Consider the following 20,146-nt stretch of genomic DNA (forward strand, 5'->3'; position numbering starts at 1 on the left):
GAAGGGGAGGCTGCACCGGCTACGGTGTCGCCTCCCTTTTCGTATCCGGAGATACCGATGCGTCGCGCGTTCCTCGCCGCCCTGCTTGCCGCTACCTCTCCCGCCATCGCCCAGGATGCCATGCCGAAGCTGACCTATCCGCAGACCGAACGTGGGCCCACCGTCGACGAACAGTTCGGCGTGAAGGTCGCCGACCCCTATCGCTGGCTGGAAGCCGATGTGCGCAGCGACGACAAGGTCCGCGCCTGGGTGACCGCCCAGAACGGCGTGACCGACGCGTATCTGGCGACGCTGCCGGGCCGCCAGATCTTCAAGGACCGGATGAAGGCGCTCTACGATTACGAGCGCTTTGGCCTGCCGACCAAGAAGGGCGGCAAGTATTTCTATTCGCGCAACACCGGCTTGCAGAACCAGTCGGTCCTTTACGTCCGCGACGGCCTGAACGGTGCGGGACGCGTGCTGATCGACCCGAACGCCTGGGCCAAGGACGGCGCGACCGCGCTGGGCGGCTACGCAGCGTCGCATGACGGCACGAAGCTGCTGTATTCGATTCAGGATGGCGGCACCGACTGGCGCACGCTGAAGGTGATGGACGTCGCTACGGCCAAGGACACCGGCGACCAGCTCGAATGGGTACGGGGCTTGGGCGACTGGATGAAGGACGGTTCGGGCTTCTTCTACACGCGTTATCCCGAACCGCCGGCGGGGCAGAAGTATCAGGCGTTGACGCTCAATTCGAAGGTCTATTTCCACAAGCTCGGCACGCCGCAGTCGGCCGATCGCCTGGTCTATGAAACGCCGGATATGCCCAAGCGCGGGCATTATGCGGGCGTGACCGACGACGGGCGCTATCTGCTGATCTACACCAGCGAGGGCACCGACAATCGCAACGAGCTGTCGGTCGTCGATCTCCAGTCGGCCGACTGGAAACCGCGCAAGCTCATCGACGGATTGACCAACGAATGGTCGGTCATCGGCAGCACCGGGTCCAAGCTGTACGTGAAGACCAACAAGGACGCGCCGCGCAATCGTGTCGTGACGATGGACATCGCCAGCGCCAATCCGCAGCCGGTGCAGCTTATCGCCGAAGACGCGGCCGTGCTCGATGGCGCCAGCATCGTCGGTGGCGTGATGCTGGCCGACTATATGGTCGATGTGAAGAGCGAAGTCCGCCGCTACGGCCTGGACGGCACGCCGATGGGCAAGGTCGCGCTGCCGGGGATCGGTTCGGCCGGCGGCTTCGGCGGCGATCCGCAGGATCCGGAGACGTTCTTCGCCTTCACCAGCTTTGCCACGCCATCGACCATCTATCGCTACGACGTGCGGACCAACCAGGCGACCGTCTGGGCCGCGCCGAAGGTCGATTTCGATCCGAATGCGTACGAGGTCAAGCAGGTGTTCTACCCGTCGAAGGACGGCACGAAGATCCCGATGTTCATCGTCCACAAGAAGGGGCTGAAGGGACCGGCGCCGACGATCCTCTATGGCTACGGCGGTTTCAACGTGTCACTGCTGCCCAGCTTCTCGGCGACGCGCATCGCGTGGATGGAACAGGGCGGGGTGATCGCCCAGCCGAACCTGCGCGGCGGCGGCGAGTACGGCAAGGCGTGGCACGACGCCGGCCGCTTGCAGAACAAGCAGAATGTGTTCGACGACATGATTGCCGCGGCCGAATATCTCGACAAGACGGGCATCTCGTCGCCGCAGAAGACGGTCATCCAGGGCGGCTCGAACGGCGGGCTCCTTGTGGGCGCCGTCATCAACCAGCGTCCCGACCTGTTCGCCGCCGCGCTGCCGGCGGTCGGCGTCATGGACATGACCCGCTTCGACCGCTGGACCGCAGGGCGCTACTGGGTCGATGACTATGGCTATCCGTCGAAGGAGGCCGATTTCAAGGCGCTCTACAAATACTCGCCGTACCATAATGTCCAATCGGGCAAGGCATACCCCGCGATCCTGGCGACGACCGCCGACACCGACGACCGCGTGGTCCCCGGCCACACGTTCAAATACACCGCGGCGATCCAGAATGCCGACATCGGCCCCAAGCCGCACCTGGTCCGCATCGAAACCCGCGCCGGCCATGGCTCCGGCAAGCCGACGGACAAGATCATCGAGGAAGCCGCCGATTTGTGGGCGTTCTCGGCGAAGTGGACGGGGATGGACGTCAAGCCGGTTCGATAGGCATTTGGCGACCGTGTGAGGCAGAGCTTTGCGCGGTCGTCAGCCCCCGCCCGACGCTGTATGGCCGCGATGGGTTCGCAACTGGAACAATGGAACAATGCCCTGCGCAAGCACTTGAGCGACCATGGGCAGCGCTGGACGACATGACTTCGCGGCCCGGGTCAGGATCAGCCTGACGTATCTGTGGCGGCACGGCCGCCTGCCGAACCTCGACGATCCGCGCCGGTTCACCGAGTTGGTGCAGGCGCGCAAGCTCGACGATCGCGACCCGCGCCTGCCGGCCATGGCGGACAAGGTCGCGGTCAAATCGATTGTCGCCGATCGCCTGGGGCCGGAATGGGTCATCCCGACCTTGTGGTCGGGGACCAAGCTTCCGTCTGCATCGCTGTGGTCCGGGCCGGTCGTGGTCAAATCCCGACACGGGTGCAACCAGTATGCCGTCGTCCGCGATGCCGCCGTCGACTGGCCTGCCGTCCGGCGATCGAGTGCGCGCTGGATGAAAAAGGCCTATGGCGCTTGGCTCGACGAATGGCTCTACGCGCACATCCCGCGCGGGCTGTTGGTCGAGCCGTTCATCGGCGCGACCGAGCAGCTGCCGGTCGATTACAAGATTTACGTCTTTGCCGGTGAAGCGCGATATGTGCAGGTCCATCTGGACCGTGCGACGCGGCATCGCTGGGTGCTGCACGACACCGACTGGAAACCACTTAAGACCGGCGCCGAGCGCATCGAGCGGCCATCGGCACTGGCGGCGATGCTGGCGGCAGCCGAGGAACTGGCGCGCGGGTTGGTCTTTGCGCGGGTCGATTTCTATCAATCCGGTGACCGCCCGCTGTTCGGGGAGATCACCTTTTACCCAGGATCGGGCCTGGACCCGTTCGACCCGCCGGCGCTGGATCTGGCGATGGGCGACGTCTGGCGGGCTTCCGCGCTCGCGGCGGCGCTGCCCGATGCGAATCGCCCGATCGGTCTGGCTGCGGCCTGACGATCACTACGCCGAGTAGCCCGCGCTTGCTCCGCGCGCCCGGCCCGCTAGATGGGCACATGGTCGACCATCCCGATTCCATCCTCATCGTCGATTTCGGCAGCCAGGTAACCCAGCTGATCGCGCGCCGCGTGCGTGAAGCCGGGGTCTATTCCGAGATTGCTCCCTTCACCTCCGCCGAAGCGGCGTTCGCGCGGATGCAGCCGAAGGGCGTCATCCTGTCGGGCGGCCCGGCCTCGGTCGTCGATGAAGGCTCCCCGCGCATCCCGCAGGCGATCCTCGACGCGGGGATCCCGCTGCTCGGCATCTGCTACGGCCAGCAGGCGCTCAACGCGCAGCTGGGCGGCCAGGTCGACAAGGGCAACAGCGGCGAGTTCGGCAAGGCCTATGTCGAGATCAGCGACGGCTGCAGCCTGTTCGACGGCCTGTGGGCGGAGGGCGAAACCCATCAGGTGTGGATGAGCCACGGCGACAAGGTGACCGAACTCGCCCCCGGCTTCCGCGCGGTCGCGTCCAGCCCCGGCGCGCCGTACGCGATCATCGCCGACGACGCGCGCCGTATATATGCGATGCAGTTCCACCCGGAGGTCGTGCACACCCCCGACGGCGGCAAGCTGATCGCCAATTTCGCCCGTCACGTCGTGGGCCTGACCGGCGACTGGACGATGGCCGAATTCCGCCAGACCAAGATCGCCGAAATCCGCGCGCAGGTCGGCAAGGGCCGGGTGATCTGCGGCCTGTCGGGCGGCGTCGATTCGGCGGTGGCCGCCGTGCTGATCCACGAAGCGATCGGCGAGCAGCTGACCTGCGTCTTCGTCGACCACGGCCTGATGCGCTCGGGCGAGGCCGACCAGGTCGTCAGCCTGTTTCGCGGGCACTACAATATCCCGCTGGTCCATGTGGATGCCGCCACGCTGTTCCTGTCGGGCCTGGCCGGCGTCACCGACCCGGAGGCCAAGCGCAAGTTCATCGGCAAGACCTTCATCGACGTGTTCGAGGCCGAGGCGAAGAAGATCGGCGGCGCCGAATTCCTGGCGCAGGGCACGCTGTACCCCGACGTGATCGAAAGCGTCAGCTTCACCGGGGGCCCAAGCGTCACGATCAAGAGCCACCACAATGTCGGCGGCCTGCCCGAACGCATGGACATGAAGCTGGTCGAGCCGTTGCGCGAGCTGTTCAAGGACGAGGTCCGCGACCTCGGCCGCGAACTGGGCCTGCCCGACGTCTTCGTCGGCCGCCACCCGTTCCCCGGACCCGGCCTGGCCATCCGCATCCCCGGCGAAGTGACCCGCGAACGCTGCGACATCCTGCGCAAGGCCGACGCGATCTACCTCGAGGAAATCCGCGCCGCGGGCCTGTACGACGCGATCTGGCAGGCGTTCGCGGTGCTGCTGCCGGTGCGCAGCGTCGGCGTGATGGGCGACGGTCGCACTTACGACAGCGTGCTCGCCCTGCGCGCGGTCACCTCGACCGATGGCATGACGGCCGAAGTGTTCGGCTTCCCCGGCGACTTCCTGCCCCGCGTCGCGACCCGGATCGTCAACGAGGTGAAGGGCGTCAATCGCGTGACGTACGACTATACGTCGAAGCCGCCTGGGACGATCGAATGGGAGTGACCGGGACTCGGGATCGCGCGGGGCGCGAGCCCGGCCCGGGCACTCGGCAGCGAACAGCTGCCGCAACGCCTGACTCGAAACCCTCCGGGGGAGGGTTTCGGCAGCGTCACTCGGCGACGACAGCTGCCGCGCCGCAGGTCGAGGCCGCGACGGCGTATGACCGCGAGGCAGTCGTCGCCCTCTGGCGCACCTGCGATCTCACGCGGCCCTGGAACGACCCCGACCGCGACTTTCTCCAGGCCGTCAGCGGCGCGACCTCCGCGGTGCTGGTGGTGCGAGACGGCGAAGGTGTCACCGGATCGGTCATGGTCGGCTTCGATGGCCATCGCGGATGGGTGTATTACGTCGCCGTCCACCCCAAAGCCCGCCGCGCCGGCCTCGGCCGCGCTCTGATGGCAGCGGCGGAAGAGTGGCTCATCTCGCGCGAGGCGCCGAAGATACAGCTGATGGTGCGTGAGGGGAACGAGGCAGCGACGGGTTTCTACGAAGCGCTGGGACTGAAGCGTCAGCCTGTCGTGACATTCGGACGTTTTCTCGGCAGGGTAGTCTGAGTAGAAGGTTGTAGTAATTATTGCGTTTGATGCCGTCCATACACACGATAAATGGATTGTCATGTTGCGCACCATCGGTCTCTCTATTGGCCTGCTCCTGCCGTTTTTTGGCAGTGAGAGTGCGGCATGCTTCATTGCGTCACCATCCAAGCAACCTGCACGGGATGAAGCCGATGACGCGATGCTCGCTTCGGTCCGTCGGCTTAGTCAGATCTTCGAAGCTCAGATTGTCATGAATAACGTTCCCGGTGTGTGGGAGTTGAAAGTCCGGAGGGTCTTTCTCGGATCGCTGAAGCAAGGTCAGATTTTGCGAGGCACGTCGAGCCGAGACATCTGTAGTCTCAACATTCCTGAGAAGGGTGACCGTGGTCTGATATTGGCTGGTTGGGGGCAGGAGGGGCTAGACTTTGGAAATAGCTTCGTGAACGCCGAGGGGATTGCGTCGCTGAAAAGGGTTGGCATTCTGCCGCCAGATTACGGACCGCTTCGGACCAATCGCTAATCATGCAATACTTTTGAAGTCAGATTTTATGACCCTCACCCTCTTCGGCATCCCCAACTGCGACACCGTGAAGAAGGTCCGCACGTGGCTCGACGCATACGGCGTCGCCTACACATTCCACGACTACAAGAAACTCGGCGCCGATCGCGACAAACTTGCCGCCTGGGCAGGCGAGGTCGGCTGGGAAAACCTCCTCAACCGCGCCGGCACGACGTTCCGCAAGCTATCCGACGCCGACCGCGCCGATCTGACCGAGGCCAAGGCGATCGACCTGATGGTCGCGCAGCCGTCGCTCATCAAGCGGCCGGTGGTTGAGGGGGCGGGTGCGCTGCTCGTCGGGTTCAAGCCGGAGATGTACGCGGCCGCTTTCGGCTGACCTCGCAGCGGGCTGGATGCGCGTCGCCCGATCCGATAGCTTGCCGGCACATTCGGGGAGAGATGAGATGAAGGCAATCGGTCGCGCGAAGGCGCCGGCGTGGTTCTGGCTGGTGGCGGTGCTCCTGGCGCTGTGGGGCGCGATGGGCGTGTTCGCCTGTATCCAGCAATTCCGGCTGGGCGCCGATGCGATGGGACCGGCGGACGACTATTACCGCGCGCTCTATGCCGGGCTGCCGGCGTGGTACAACATTGTCTATGCGGTGGCGGTGGGTGCCGGGTTCGTCGGTAGCGTCGCGTTGTTCCTGCGGTCGCGGCTGGCGAAGCTGCTGTTCATCGTCTCGCTGATCGCGGTAATCGTTCAGTTCGGCTGGCTGTTCGCGACGACCGACATGGTCGCAGTGCGCGGGTTCGCCGTCGCGGCGGGGTTTCCGATCTTCATCGTGGTGGTCGCGGTGTTTCAGATCTGGCTGGCGGGCTTGGCGATACGGCGGGGGTGGATCGGGTAACGCCAATCCTCCCCTGGAAGGGGAGGTGGCCGGCGTAGCCGGTCGGAGGGGTGTCGCGCTATCGAGAGGGTGACACCCCTCCGTCAGGCTTGCGGTCTGCCACCTGCCCTTGCAGGGGAGGATTGGCTCGGAAACCATTTTCCTACACGGCCGCAATCTGCTTCACCCTGTCGAATGGACCAGACCCATCGCTCGCGCGGTTTCTCACCGGCAAAAGTGACAAAGGTGACGAAGGCTGACCGATCGACCGCGGCATCGCAACTTTTGGGCGTCGCGCACCCCGCGCTGGACCCGGCCCGGCGCCCGGCGTAGGCCACCCCCATGTCCACGACCTTCACGCTCGACACCGCGACCAGCCGCGCCAATCCGACGCCGGCACCGATGAAGCGGCTGACCGTGCCCGCGATCCAGCGGCGCAAGGGCGGTGAGCCGATCGTGATGCTGACCGCCTACACCGCGCGGATGGCGCAGTTGCTCGACCCGCACTGCGACATGCTGCTGGTCGGCGACAGCCTGGGGCAGGTGATCTACGGCCTGCCGTCGACGCTGGCGGTGACGCTCGACATGATGTGCGCGCATGGCGCGGCGGTGGTGCGGGGCAGCTATCACGCGGTCGTCGTCATCGACATGCCGTTCGGCAGCTATGAGGCCTCGCCCGAACAGGCCTTTGCCAGCGCGTCGCGGATCATGGCGGAGACCGGCGCGGCGGCGGTCAAGCTGGAGGGCGGGGCGGCGATGGCGCCGACCGTCGCGTTCCTGTCGCAGCGCGGGATCCCGGTGTGCGGGCACGTCGGTCTGACGCCGCAGGCGGTCAATGCGCTGGGCGGCTACGGCGCGCGCGGGCGCAGCGATGCCGAAGCGGCCAAGATCCTGTCGGACGCGAAGGCCGTCGCCGGGGCCGGCGCCTTCGCCCTGGTGGTCGAAGGCGTGATGGAAAGCCTGGCCAACGACATCGTCGCGGCGGTCGCCTGTCCGGTGATCGGCATCGGCGCGTCGGCCGGATGCGACGGGCAGGTGCTGGTGACCGAGGACATGCTGGGCCTGTTCGAGCGCACCCCGCGCTTCGTGAAGACGTACGACGACATCGCCGGCCGTATTTCCGCCGCGGTCACGACCTATGCCGACGAGGTGCGCGCGCGCAGCTTCCCCGGCGACGCGCAGCTCTATCGTCCCAAGAGCTGATTCGCCGCCGCTTCCGTTTCCCCCGCATCGCGGCTAAGGCGTCCGCGCTGTTTCCCTTGGAGTGTCCCTGACGTGGCGTTGACCCCGCAATCGAACGAAGCCTTCCTGCGCGAGGTCGACGAAGAACTGCGTCGCGAGGAAGCGCTGAAGCTGTGGAAGCGCTGGGGCGTGGTCATCGTCGGCGGACTCGTCGCGGCGCTCGTCGCGCTGGCCGGCTGGCTGTGGTGGCAATCGCACCGCGCAAGCGTGGCGGGCGAGCAGGGTGTCAAGTTTAACCAGGCGATGGAGTCGCTCGGCAACCAGCAGCCGGACAAGGCAGCGCCGGTGCTCGCCGATCTCGCGAAGACGGGCACCGACGGCTATGCCGCGCTCGCCAAGTTCACCCAGGCCGATATCCTGCTCCAGAAGCAGGACCTGAAGGGCGCGGCGACGCTGTTCGCGCAAGTCGCCGGTGACAGCGGCGCGGCCGAACCCTTGCGTAACCTGGCGCTTCTCCGCCAGACGCTCGCTGAATATGATACGCTGAAGCCGCAGGTCGTGATCGACCGGCTGCGGCCGCTGGCGGTGAAGGGCAATCCCTATTACGGCACCGCGGGGGAAATGACCGCTGTCGCCCACCTGCGGATGAACCGCCGCGACCTGGCCGGACGGATGTTCGGCGAAATCGCACGCGACGAAAACGTGCCCGCCAGCATCCGTCAACGCGCGGTTCAGATGGCGGGTGTTCTGGGTGTCGATGCCGTCGACCAGACTGAGGAAAAGAAGGCAGGATGAAGTCTTTTGTTCGGACCACCGCGGCGATCGCGCTGATCGTCAGCCTGGGTGGCTGCGGCATCTTCAAGGGCGGGGCCAAGAAGACGCCGGTGCTCGGCGATCGCGTGCCGATCCTGATGACCGAGAATTCGATCGACGTCGATCGGACCATCGCCAACATCGAGGTCGTCGTGCCGCTGGCCGCCGCCAACGACGCGTGGAACCAGCCGGGCGGTAACGCCGCCAAGGCGATGGGCCATGTCGCCCTGGCCGACGCGCCGGTGCGCGCCTGGTCGATCGAAATTCCCGGCGGCGACAAGCGCACGCGCCTGGCCGCGGCCCCCGTGGTCGACGGCGGCAAGCTGTACATCACCGACACCGCCGGCGCCGTCCACGCCTATGCCGCCGACACCGGCGCGACGCTGTGGACCGCGCAGACGGTGAAGGGCGACGAAAACGCCCGCGCCCGCTTCGGCGGCGGCGTCAGTGTCGAGGGCGGCAAGGCCTTTGCCACCAACGGCCTGGGCGATGTCGTCGCGTTCGATGCGAACACCGGCGCCGAGCTGTGGCGGGCGAAGCCCGGCGGCCCCTTGCGCGGTGCGCCGACGCTCGCCAACGACCAGGTCTATGTGCTCAGCCAGGACAACCAGCTGTTCGCGCTGAACCAGGCCGATGGCAAGGTCGCCTGGACCTCTTCCGGCAGCCTCGAATCGCAGGGCGTGTTCGGCGTGGCCGCACCGGCCGCGGCGCAGGGGACCGTAGTCGCGGGCTTCTCGAGCGGGGAGCTGAACGCCTATCGCTACGAGAACGGCCGGACGCTCTGGGCCGACGCGCTGTCGCGCTCCAGCATATCGACCAGCGTGTCGGCGCTGTCGGACATCGATGCCGAGCCGGTGATCGACCAGGGCAAGCTCTATGCGATCGGCCAGGGCGGCCGCATGGTCGCGCTGGACGTGCTGAGCGGCCAGCGACTGTGGGAACAGAACCTCGCCGGCATCGCGACGCCGTGGGTTTCGGGCGAATGGATATTCGTCGTCACCGACGACGCGCGTCTGATCTGTCTGGCGCGCGCATCGGGCAAGATCCGCTGGATCAGCCAGTTGCGGAAGTACCGCGTCGAGAAGAAGAAGACGCAGAAGGACCCGGTGTCGTGGGTCGGCCCGGTGCTGGCCGGCAACAAGCTGTGGCTGGCCAATTCGCTGGGTGAGATCGTCGCGGCCTCGGTCACCGACGGCAGCGTCCAGACGACGCTTACCGACAAGAAGGCCGTGTTCAGCCTGTCGCCGGTCGTCGCGAACCAGACGCTGTACCTGCTGTCGGACGAAGGGACGCTGGTCGCCTATCGGTGACCGTCGACCCCGTTTGAACCCTTCCGAGCCCCGGTCGCCACGGTGACCGGGGCTCTGCCATTTTTCCGTTCGGTCCGAATCGTGTAGGGGGCCGGGCGTACCTGCTGTTGGATTGCTAGACCCATGCCCCTTCCCACCGTCGCCATCATCGGGCGCCCCAATGTCGGCAAGTCGACGCTGTTCAACCGCCTGGTCGGCAAGCGGCTGGCGCTGGTTGATGACCAGCCCGGCGTCACGCGCGACCGGCGCGAGGGGGATGCCACGCTGATCGGCATGGACTTCCGTGTCGTCGATACCGCCGGGTTCGAGGACAAGGACGTCGCGACGCTGCCGGGGCGGATGCGCCTGCAGACCGAAGCGGCGGTCGAGGATGCCGATGTCGCGCTGTTCATGGTCGATGCGCGCGCCGGCATCGTGCCTCTCGATGAGGAGATCGCCCGCTGGCTGCGCGGCACCGACACGCCGATCGTGCTGGTCGCCAACAAGGCCGAAGGCCGTGCGGGCGAGACGGGCGTGATCGAGGCGATGGCGCTGGGCTTCGGTGAGCCCGTGCAGCTGTCGGCCGAGCACGGTGAGGGTGTGGTCGAGCTGTTCGAGGCGCTGCGCCCGCTGATCGAGCGCGAGGACGCCGACGACACCGTCGATGAGGACCCCGACGCGCCGGACGCCCCGCTGAAACTGGCGATCGTCGGCCGCCCGAACGCGGGCAAGTCGACGCTCATCAACCGCATCTTGGGGCAGGACCGCCTGATTACCGGGCCCGAAGCCGGCATCACTCGCGATTCGATCGCGATCGACTGGACGTGGCAGGGGCCGGACGGCCCGCGCCCGGTGCGGCTGATCGACACTGCGGGCATGCGCAAGAAGGCGCGCGTGCAGGAAAAGCTCGAGAAGCTGTCGGTGATGGACGCACTGCGCGCGGTCGATTTCGCCGAAGTCGTCGTGCTGATGATCGATGCGACGCGCGGGCTGGAAGTGCAGGACCTGAAGATCGCCGATCGCGCGCTTCAGGAAGGCCGGGCGCTGGTCGTTGCCCTCAACAAATGGGACGTGGCGGAAAACGCCTCCAGCCTGTTCAACGGGATCAAGGCGGCGCTCGACGAAGGCCTGTCGCAGGCGAAGGGGGTGCCCGTGCTGACCGTGTCGGGCGCGACCGGCAAGGGCATCGACGTGCTGCTCAAGGTCGCGTTCGAGACGCGCGAGGCCTGGTCGCGCCGCGTGTCGACCGGCCAGCTCAACCGCTGGTTCGAACGCGCGATCGAGGCGAACCCGCCGCCCGCACCCGGCGGCAAGCGGATCAAGCCGCGCTACATGACACAGGTGAACACGCGCCCGCCGGCCTTCGTGCTGTTCGGCACCCGCGTCGACCTGCTGCCCGAAAGCTACCGCCGCTATCTGGTCAACGGCCTGCGCAAGGAATTCGATTTCGGCGCGGTGCCCGTGCGCCTGTCCCTGCGCGCACCGAAGAACCCGTTCGACCACAGCAAGTCGTAACGGCCCCGATGCGGATCGACGCGCGCGGAATGCGCTGTCCATGGCCGGCGCTGCGCCTCGCCAAGACCTTGCGAACCGCGGACGGGCCGGTGGAGGTGATGGCCGACGATCCCATCGCGCCGCGCGAACTGGCGGCGGTGGCGACCGCGGCGGGCTGGTCGATCGAACCGATAGCCGCCGATCATTTCCGGGTCGTGCGATTGCGGTGAAATCAACGGGCTGTTTACCCGATCGTCCTAAAACGACGCCACTGGCCGGTGCAATGACGCGCCGTGGAGTGGGCACATGACGAGCGGAATTCCTGAGGCGGCGGTGATCGACTGGGGCGTGCTGTCGGCAGCGCGAATCGAGCTCGGCGCCAATTTCGTCCGCATTCTCGGCTATTTTCGCGAAGACGGCGAAAAATCGGTTGCGGCGATCGAAGCGGCGATGCGCAGCGGCAGCGCCGCGGCAATGGTCATCCCGGCGCACACGCTGAAAGGCGAATCCGCACAATTCGGGGCCGAGCTCCTGACCGCGCGGGCCGAGGCGATCGAGACGATCGCGCGCGACTGCGTCGAAACCCATGATTCGCCGCAGGAGGCGCTGGAGCATGTCGCCAGCCTGCGCGGCCTGTTCGAACAGACCCTGACCCTGCTCGAACGCGAGACCAGCCCGCTGGTCGAACGCCGTCCCGCCGGCGGCTTCGGACGTCGCGCCGTTTAGAGCGGTTTCCGATCAATCTGCACCATCGTGACGGAGCCGATTTCGGTTTGTGGCTAGGATCGAGGAAGGAGCGGGGCTTTGCCCCCGTGACTGACGAGGGACGACTCCACGGAGCAAAATCGCCCTCCGCAGCCATTCCACCGATGCTACGCATCGTCGGAACCTCGGGCTGCTCCGCCCGCCCCGAAGGGGTTGTGTCAGGAAAGCCGCTGGACATCGTCGCGACGCTTGCAGGGGCAGGCCAGCCCCTGCTTCGCGCCGCTCCTCGCCAGCAACCTTCCTGACACAATCACGGTGGCGCAGATTGGTCAGAAACCGCTCTAATGGAACCGCAGTCCATCATGTGGTGAATTTGCTTCCCTCCCGGGCGCGGCGCGCTATCGTTCGGACAGCGAGCGGAGGGGACGGGCGATGGACAGGCATCAGGGAATTGCGGATGATCCGCGGTACCGGGCGTTACTCAAGCGCCGCGGCAGGTTCGCCGCGATCCTGACCGCGATCATCCTCATCGTCTATTTCGGGTTCGTCGGCCTGGTCGCGTTCGACAAGCCTTTGCTGGGCGCTTCGCTGTCGGGCGGGGCGACGTCGATCGGCATCCCGGTCGGGCTTGGCATCATCATCCTCTCGATCGTGCTGACCGGCCTCTACGTCCGCCGCGCCAACGGCGAGTTCGACGCCGTGCTGGCCGCGATCCGTGCGGAGCATGACGCATGATCCCGCGCTGGCTGATCGCTGCCGCGCTCATCTGCGCCGGCACCGCCGCCTCCGCGCACGCCGTTGCGCCGGCCGTGCAACAGGCCACCAACTGGACGGCGATCGGCATGTTCGCACTGTTCGTCCTCGCGACATTGGGTATCACCCGCTGGGCGGCAGGCAAGACCAAGACCGCGGCCGATTTCTATACCGCGGGCGGCGGCATCACCGGCTTCCAGAACGGCTTGGCGATTGCGGGCGACTATATGTCGGCAGCGTCGTTCCTGGGTATTTCGGCGCAGATCTATACCGATGGCTACGACGGCCTGATCTATTCGATCGGCTTCCTCGTCGGCTGGCCGATCCTGCTGTTCCTGATGGCGGAGCGGTTGCGCAACCTGGGACGCTTCACCTTTGCCGACGTCGCCTCGTTCCGCTTCGCGCAGACGCCGGTCCGGACCTTTGCTGCGATCTCGACGTTGGCGGTCGTCCTCTTCTACCTGATCGCGCAGATGGTGGGGGCGGGGCAGCTCATCAAGCTGCTGTTTGGCCTGCCATATCCGTATGCGGTCGGCATCGTCGGCGTGTTGATGACCTGCTACGTCCTGTTCGGCGGCATGACCGCGACGACGTGGGTGCAGATCGTGAAGGCGGCGCTGCTGCTGGGCGCGGCGAGCTTCATCGCGATCGCCGTGCTGTGGCGCTTCGACTTCTCGCCTGAGAAACTGTTCGCCCGCGCGGTCGAGGTGAAGGGCAATTCGGCGATCATGGGGCCGGGCGGGTTCATCAAGGATCCGGTCAGTGCGATCTCGCTCGGGATGGCGCTGATGTTCGGCACGGCCGGCCTGCCGCACATCCTGATGCGTTTCTTCACCGTGCCCGATGCCAAGGCGGCGCGGACGTCGGTGCTCTGGGCGACGGGCTGGATCGGCTATTTCTACTGCCTGACCTTCATCATCGGCTTCGGCGCGATCGTGCTGGTCGCGACCGATCCGGGGTTCCTGGATGCCGACGGGGCGCTCAGGGGCGGGACCAACATGGCGGCGATCCATCTGGCGCAGGCGGTCGGCGGCAACCTGTTCCTGGGCTTCATCTCCGCGGTCGCGTTCGCGACGATCCTGGCGGTGGTCGCCGGGCTGACGCTTTCGGGCGCGTCGGCGGTCAGCCACGACCTCTATGCCAGCGTGTTCAAGCAGGGGGCTGCCGACACCGCGTCCGAACTCCGCGTGTCGCGGATCACCGTACTGGTGCTCGCCGTGGTCGCGATCGCGCTGGGCATCGCGTTCGAAAAGCAGAACGTCGCCTTCATGGTCAGCCTGGCGTTCGCGCTGGCGGCGTCGGGCAATTTCCCGGTTTTGCTGCTGTCGCTGCTGTGGAGCGGTTGCACGACCCGCGGCGTCGTTGCCGGCGGACTGTCGGGCGTCGTGCTGGCGTTCGTGCTGACGGTGCTGTCGCCGGCGGTGTGGGTGAAGGTGCTCGGCTACCCGGAAGCGATCTTCCCCTATGGATCGCCGGCGATCTTCTCGATGCCGGTCGCCTTCGTCGTCATCTGGCTGGTGTCGGTGACCGATCGCAGCGGGCGGGCGGCGGTCGATCGCGCCGGCTTTGCCGCGCAGCAGGTGCGGCAGGAAACGGGAATCGGCGCGGCCGGCGCGTCGGCGCATTGATTCCACTCCGTTCGTGCTGAGCTTGTCGAAGCACTGTCCTTTTTCTTCGGGGCGGAAGGTCCCGGGCTCGAAGAAGGGCAGCACTTCGACAAGCTCAGTGCGAACGGTATTTCAAGGCGATACTACAGCGCCCGAAACCGGAAATCGCGGAACCGCGCCTCGCCCTTGCCGGCGGAATAGAGCCCCGGCCGCAGCATCAGGAAGCCGCCGCGGACATTGTGGTGGTAGCCGGAGACTTCCATGCCCCGGTCGAACCGCGTCCACGTCCGCCCGCCGTCGCCGGAGGTGTGGAAACTGACGATGTGCCGGTTGTTGGTCACGCGTATCCGCATCCGTCGCCCGTGCGGATTGGCGGGGCGGCCGCGTTCGATGCCGTACTGGTGCGTGACGAACCGCGTCTCGTCGAAGCCCAGGCCGCAATAGAGCTTCTCGTCGTAGAACAGGATCAACCCCGCGGTGCCGCCGGGCGCGACTTCGATGTCGCAGTCAACCTGGTACCCCTGGTCGCCCGCGATCAACAGCAGCGGGGAGGACGATGACGGCGCCGTCCCGCGTGCGGTCAGCACCAGCGCGCCGTCCTCGACGCGCGCACGGGCGCGCTCGTCGGCGGCGGGTTTGAAGAAATTCCATTTGCTGCCGATGGCCAGCGTCGTGAAATCGTCGCTGAGCGGCTGGCCGTGCGGACCGACCCTGCTGCCGCCCCTTGGCGCACGGAGCGGCCGTGACAGGTCGCCGCCCGTCATCCGGAACCAGCCATCGGCGGTCCACTCGACCGGATCCAGCAGCGTCTGGCGGCCGAGCGTCCAATAGCCGTTTTCGTAGCCGTGATAGACGCTCCACCAGTCGCCCGCCGGCCCCTCGACCAACGTCGCATGGCCGCGCGACCACCATTTTTCGCTCGGGTCGGTGGTGCGGACGATCGGGTTGCGCGGGCAATTCTCCCAAGGCCCGTGGATCGATCGCGAGCGGGCGGCGATGACCATGTGGCCGGTCGGCGGACCCGCGGTGCCGCCGACCGCCAGGATCAGGTAGAACCAGCCCCCGTGGCGCAGCACCTTGGGCCCTTCGGGGCTGAAGCCCTCGACATCCCAGTCGTTGGGGTAGCGCCATGGATCGTAGACATGCTCGGGCTCGCCGATGCGGCGGAGGCCGTCGTCGGACAGGCGAACGCGGTCGCCGCCCGACAGGAACAGCCAGCGGCTGCCGTCCTCGCCCACCGCGTGGCCGGGGTCGATGTGCGCGGGCAGCTTCAGGTCGATGGGCTCGCTCCACGGCCCGCGGATATCGTCGGCCCAGATCACCCAGTTGGTCGTCGGGTTTTTGGTCGGCACGTAGAGGAAGTAGCGCCCGTCGTGCTTGGTGAGTTCGGGCGCCCAGACCGATCCGATGTTGGTGGTCAGCGCCGCGGTGATCGGCACCCAGTTGAGGAGGTCGCGCGAGTGCCAGATGACCAGACCCGGATAGGAATCGAAGGTCGAAAAGGTCATGTAGTAATCCGCCCCGTCCTTCAGGATCGTCGGGTCGGGATGGTCACCGGCCATCAGCGGATTGAGGAAGCGGCCGTCGCCGAGGTCGGCGATCCGCTGGTTGTCGAAGCCGCGTTTCCAGTCGGGGGCGGGCTTGCCCGCGGCGAGAACGGGCGACGCGACCGCCGCGGCGAGGGGAAGCCCGAAGGCGTTTCGCCGCGTCAGATGCATCGTCCTGGTCCTTTCTCTTGCCTCCACTTCACCCGTTCGCCCTGAGCCTGTCGAAGGGCCGTCCTTCTTCGTGCCACTGGCGTTGCGTCACGAAGAAGAAGGGCGGTGCTTCGACAAGCTCAGCACGAACGGAGTGGAGGTGGTCGCGTTACCTTAGAACGACATCCGCAGCCCGGCCGTCAGGATGCGGCCGGTGCTGGCGTAGGTCTGCGTCACCGGGTTCGCCGCGTACATCGTGCGGTACTGCGCGTTGTTGGTCAGGTTGCGCCCCTCGAGCGAGAGCTTCGCCCAGCTGGTCACGTTCAGGCCCAGCGCGAAGTCGATGTTCAGCTGGTTCTCGTTATACCCGAAGTCCGCGACCACCGGCGAGTTGCAGGCGGCACCCGCGTTCGTCGTCGTGCCGACCGAGCAGGTGCCCGAGGCGAGCGGGAAGCGGTTGACGTAGCGCGTGCGGTACGCCCCCGATACGCGCGCCGAGAACACCTTGTTCTCGAAATACAGCGTCGCGTTGAACGCATCGGGCGAGGTGTTGAGGAACGGCCCTTCGGCGAACGTATTGACCGCGGTCGACGCCGCTGCCCCTTGCGCGGTCGAAAGCACCGTGCCCGTCAGGTAGTTCAGCTTCGACGTGATGTGCGTGTAGTTCGCGGTCACGCCGAACTGGTCGAACGGGGCGGGCAGGAAGAAGAAGTTCGACTGCACGTTCACCTCGACGCCGCGGATGGTGCCGCCCGGCGCGTCGTTGAACTGACGCACCGCATAGACGCCGCCCGCCACCGTATAGTCCTTCAGCGGCTGGTTCGTGATCGAATTGACGATCGCCTGGTAGACGGCGGGTTCGAACACCGACGACAGCGGCACTTCGCCCGCGATCTGCTGCGGGAAGCTGTCGATCTTCTTGCTGAAGAGGGTCACGCCGACGAGGCCGCCGCGACCGAAGTATTTCTCGAAGCTGAGGTCGAAGTTGGTCGCGCGGAACGGGTTGAGGTACGGATTGCCGACCGTGACCGACGGCGCCGACCCGTTGGTCGCCAGGCCGCTCGGGAAGGCGGTCGTGCCCGGCGTCAGGCTGGCGAGCTGTGGACGCGCGATGACCTTTGCCGCGGCGAAGCGGATCAGCAGGTCGCGGACCGGCTCCCAGGTAAGGTTGGTCGAGGGCAGCCAGTCGAAATATTCGTTGGTCGCGGTGACCGGCAGGCCCTGCACGCCATCGCTGCCGCCGACGTTGCCGAAGCCCTTCACCCGCGTGCGGGCGACGCGCATACCGACGTCGCCGCGCAAGGGCGCACCGAACACGTCGAAGTTGAAATCGACCTGGAAGAAGCCTGACAGGTCCTGCTCGGTCACGGCCGCCCGCTGGCGACCATCGACGACCGCGCGGAAATCGCCCCATTTGTTGACGCAGTTGCAGTCGATGCCGAACGCGTTGATGAACTTGTTGAGATCGGGCGCATAGAAGCTGGTCGGGGTGCCGGTGCTGACGTCCAGCCCCTTGCCGAAACCGACCGTCTGGCCGAGGTCTGTGATCGCGAGCTTCGCTTCGGCCAGCGTCGGGTTGATCGCCTCGATCGACTGGTTGCGACGGCCCTGGTCGCTGTCGAAGTCGAACTTCTTCCAGGTGGCACCGAAGCGCAGCGTCAGCTGGTCGGGGATCGCATCCAGCGCGAAGTTCAGGCGGCCGACGCGATATTCGTTGCTGACGATATTGGTGAAGTACCGGATCGTCGACAGGCCCTTCACCAGCGACCAGCTGGCCGGGTTGGCGACGTTGAAGCCGGGGTTGAACACCGGCATGTTGCCGTCGCCGCGTTCGTCGAACGTATAGCCATCCTGGTCGATCGCGTTGAATTCGGTCAGGAAACCGGTCGCGTCGAACTTGGACTTCGAATAGCCGAGCGTCAGGTCGGCGCGGAACCGGTCGGTGATCTCCTGCGTCGCGTTCAGCGTCCCCTGGTAGAATTCGGTCGTGCCGAACTGGGCGTCGGCGTAGCTGCGCCAGTCGACGTCATCCAGCACGAGATAATCTGCCTGGCCTGCGGCATTGACGTTGGCGGCGCGGATCTTGGAGTTCGGGCGACCGATCAGTTCGTTATAATAGGCGATCGACTGCGCGTTCGCGATATAGCCCGGCGATCGGGTCGAATTGTAATAGTCGTACGTGTTCAGGTTGTTCGGATTGTAGCTCGCCTGCGTGCCGGGCAGCAGCGTCGTGCTGCCTTCGGTGCCGGCGCAGTTGACGACCGCCGACGGCACGCAGTTGGCGTAGAGCGCCAGGCGGTCGGCCAGGCCGTTGGCGGTGTTCGCCGCACGCAGCGTGTTCTGCGCGACGCGAGCATTGGTGCCGTTGCGGTTCAGGCCGATCGTGGTGATGCCGAAGTTCGTGCTGTCCTGCTTGTAGCGCGAATAGACGCCGTCGAGGATGATTTCGGTGCGGCTGGTCGGGCGCCACTGTGCGGTCGCGGTCGCCCCGAGCCGTTCGTACGCCAGCTCCTGCCGCTGGATCGACGGCAGCGCGGGGATGATCGTCGTCGGCGTGACGAGGGCATAGGCGGCCGGGTCGGAACCAAAGGTCGCGCCGGTGCCGGCGGTCGACGGGCGCGCGAAGCCGAAGGTGTTCGGCGTCACGCCGTTCAGCTGCGAATTGCGATAGGCGTAGTCGAACGACCCGATCGAGCGGCGATAGCTGTCGATCTGCTGTTCCTGCTTCTGGTACGCGACCGAAGCGAGGATGCCGAAATTGTTGCCGATCTTCTGCGAGATCAGCGCGGTCAGCCGCGGATTGATCGACTTGCCGTTCTCGCGATACTCGGCCTCCGCGCCAAGCGCATAGCGGCTGCCCTTGTAGGCGAGCGGGCGGCCGGTGGTCAGGTCGATGATCGCGCCCAGCGACCCTTCGTCGTTCACCGCCGCGACCGATTTGGTGATCTTCACCCCGCCGAACAGTTCGGAGGCGAAGGTGTTGAAGTCGAACCCGCGCGACCGGTTCGCGCCGCTGTCCGAATTGCTGCCGCCCGCGGCCGACTGCGCATCGACGCCGTTCAGCCGGGTCTGCTGGAAATCGCCGCCCAGGCCGCGGACGGTGATCGTGCGACCCTCGCCGTTGTCGCGGTCGATCGAGACGCCGGGCAGGCGCTGGATCGATTCGGCCAGGTTGGCGTCGGGGAAGTCGGCAATGTCCTCCGCGGTGATCGCATCGATGATCTGGTTGGAGCTGCGCTTCAGGTCGAGCGCGTTTTCCAGGCTGGCGCGAAAGCCGGTGACGACGATTTCCGACGTCTCGACACCGTCGGCCGTGGTCTCTTCCGGCGCGATCGGCGACGGCTGCTGATTGGCCGGGTTCGTTGGCGCGTTGGGGGCGGGGGGCGGCGCCGTCTGGGCGCTGGCCGCGGTCGTGCCGACGATCGCAGCGATCGCCAGCGCGGTGGTCGAGACGCCGTTCATGCGGCGGATGAATGTCGAGAACATCATGAAACCCCTCCCAGGATCGTCCTTGCCGGGCTCCCGTGTCGTTGCACGGGCGCTCATGGTTCCGGTGATGACACCGGTATCACAACGAGACATATTCAGGTCGTCGCAAAACGGCAAGCGCAAATAGCGACAGCGTTTCCAAGGGGCGCGGGCGCGCAGGGGCAGCGGCAACCGTGCCGAAATCGGACGCGCGTTAACCGCAGATTCGGGATGGCCGGAATCGTAAACGGCGCGTTAACTCGCTCTATGAAACGCCGTTATCTGGTCCTGACCGACGAAGCCCGCCGTCACCCGTTCCGCCAGTCGCTGCCGCCGCAGCGCGTGGTCGCGGTGAAGAGCGACGATAATGACCTGAAGCTCTTCGCGCTGAGCTTCACGGCCTTCTTCGTGTGCTTTTACACGTTCCTCGCCTGAAC

General features: G+C 66.3%; 18 protein-coding genes. 16 read left to right on the plus strand and 2 right to left on the minus strand.

From position 1 onward, the window contains the following. Positions 1-57 precede the first annotated feature (57 nt). The 15 genes from ASE86_RS06010 (at position 58) to ASE86_RS06080 (ending at position 14,565) form a co-directional block, all read left to right on the plus strand. Positions 58-2,184, plus strand: a complete 2,127-nt coding sequence (locus tag ASE86_RS06010) for a prolyl oligopeptidase family serine peptidase (RefSeq protein WP_056423629.1) — start codon at positions 58-60, stop codon at positions 2,182-2,184. 124 nt (positions 2,185-2,308) lie between these two features. Further along, positions 2,309-3,169: an ATP-grasp fold amidoligase family protein gene (locus ASE86_RS06015; protein WP_082441703.1), complete on the plus strand. Its 861-nt coding sequence runs from the start codon at positions 2,309-2,311 to the stop codon at positions 3,167-3,169. 59 nt (positions 3,170-3,228) lie between these two features. Further along, entirely contained in the window at positions 3,229-4,785 is a 1,557-nt protein-coding gene (gene guaA, locus ASE86_RS06020) for a glutamine-hydrolyzing GMP synthase (protein ID WP_056423631.1), read from the plus strand. After that, positions 4,782-5,336, plus strand: a complete 555-nt coding sequence (locus ASE86_RS06025; RefSeq protein ID WP_321162980.1) for a GNAT family acetyltransferase — start codon at positions 4,782-4,784, stop codon at positions 5,334-5,336. The genes guaA and ASE86_RS06025 overlap by 4 nt, the downstream gene beginning before the upstream one ends. A 61-nt stretch (positions 5,337-5,397) precedes the next feature. Then, positions 5,398-5,838 (plus strand): hypothetical protein, encoded by a 441-nt coding sequence (locus ASE86_RS06030; RefSeq protein WP_056423633.1) that lies wholly within the window; start codon positions 5,398-5,400, stop codon positions 5,836-5,838. A gap of 28 nt (positions 5,839-5,866) precedes the next feature. Further along, positions 5,867-6,214: an arsenate reductase gene (locus tag ASE86_RS06035; protein WP_056423637.1), complete on the plus strand. Its 348-nt coding sequence runs from the start codon at positions 5,867-5,869 to the stop codon at positions 6,212-6,214. Positions 6,215-6,281: 67 nt separating this feature from the next. Next, positions 6,282-6,722 carry a hypothetical protein gene (locus tag ASE86_RS06040; protein ID WP_056423639.1) on the plus strand — a complete coding sequence of 147 codons (441 nt, stop codon included), beginning with the start codon at positions 6,282-6,284 and terminating at the stop codon, positions 6,720-6,722. A gap of 321 nt (positions 6,723-7,043) precedes the next feature. After that, positions 7,044-7,904 carry a 3-methyl-2-oxobutanoate hydroxymethyltransferase gene (panB, locus tag ASE86_RS06045; RefSeq protein ID WP_056423641.1) on the plus strand — a complete coding sequence of 287 codons (861 nt, stop codon included), beginning with the start codon at positions 7,044-7,046 and terminating at the stop codon, positions 7,902-7,904. A gap of 72 nt (positions 7,905-7,976) precedes the next feature. Next, positions 7,977-8,678 carry a tetratricopeptide repeat protein gene (locus tag ASE86_RS06050; RefSeq protein WP_056423643.1) on the plus strand — a complete coding sequence of 234 codons (702 nt, stop codon included), beginning with the start codon at positions 7,977-7,979 and terminating at the stop codon, positions 8,676-8,678. Then, positions 8,675-10,006 (plus strand): PQQ-binding-like beta-propeller repeat protein, encoded by a 1,332-nt coding sequence (locus ASE86_RS06055; protein ID WP_056423645.1) that lies wholly within the window; start codon positions 8,675-8,677, stop codon positions 10,004-10,006. The genes ASE86_RS06050 and ASE86_RS06055 overlap by 4 nt, the downstream gene beginning before the upstream one ends. A gap of 123 nt (positions 10,007-10,129) precedes the next feature. Then, positions 10,130-11,500, plus strand: coding sequence for a ribosome biogenesis GTPase Der (gene der, locus ASE86_RS06060; RefSeq protein WP_056423648.1), 1,371 nt, complete (start codon positions 10,130-10,132; stop codon positions 11,498-11,500). An 8-nt stretch (positions 11,501-11,508) separates the two neighbouring features. Further along, positions 11,509-11,709 (plus strand): sulfurtransferase TusA family protein, encoded by a 201-nt coding sequence (locus ASE86_RS06065; protein WP_056423651.1) that lies wholly within the window; start codon positions 11,509-11,511, stop codon positions 11,707-11,709. 76 nt (positions 11,710-11,785) lie between these two features. Next, on the plus strand, positions 11,786-12,205 hold the full coding sequence (locus tag ASE86_RS06070) for an Hpt domain-containing protein (protein WP_200911489.1): 420 nt from the start codon (positions 11,786-11,788) through the stop codon (positions 12,203-12,205). A 411-nt stretch (positions 12,206-12,616) separates the two neighbouring features. Then, on the plus strand, positions 12,617-12,919 hold the full coding sequence (locus ASE86_RS06075; protein WP_056423655.1) for a DUF485 domain-containing protein: 303 nt from the start codon (positions 12,617-12,619) through the stop codon (positions 12,917-12,919). After that, on the plus strand, positions 12,916-14,565 hold the full coding sequence (locus tag ASE86_RS06080) for a cation acetate symporter (protein WP_056423657.1): 1,650 nt from the start codon (positions 12,916-12,918) through the stop codon (positions 14,563-14,565). Before ASE86_RS06075 ends, ASE86_RS06080 begins: the two co-directional genes overlap by 4 nt. Positions 14,566-14,687: 122 nt before the next feature. Here the strand turns inward: ASE86_RS06080 and ASE86_RS06085 are convergent, their stop codons facing one another. Beyond that, entirely contained in the window at positions 14,688-16,262 is a 1,575-nt protein-coding gene (locus ASE86_RS06085) for a family 43 glycosylhydrolase (protein WP_056423659.1), read from the minus strand. Positions 16,263-16,415: 153 nt separating this feature from the next. Then, positions 16,416-19,730, minus strand: a complete 3,315-nt coding sequence (locus ASE86_RS06090) for a TonB-dependent receptor domain-containing protein (RefSeq protein WP_056423661.1) — start codon at positions 19,728-19,730, stop codon at positions 16,416-16,418. Between the two features lie 246 nt (positions 19,731-19,976). On the opposite strand from ASE86_RS06090, the gene ASE86_RS16295 reads away from it, so the two are divergent. After that, positions 19,977-20,144, plus strand: coding sequence for a hypothetical protein (locus ASE86_RS16295; RefSeq protein WP_200911490.1), 168 nt, complete (start codon positions 19,977-19,979; stop codon positions 20,142-20,144). Positions 20,145-20,146 lie beyond the last annotated feature (2 nt).

It is taken from the genome of Sphingomonas sp. Leaf33, assembly GCF_001421785.1.
In the GTDB taxonomy this organism is placed as follows: Bacteria; Pseudomonadota; Alphaproteobacteria; order Sphingomonadales; family Sphingomonadaceae; genus Sphingomonas.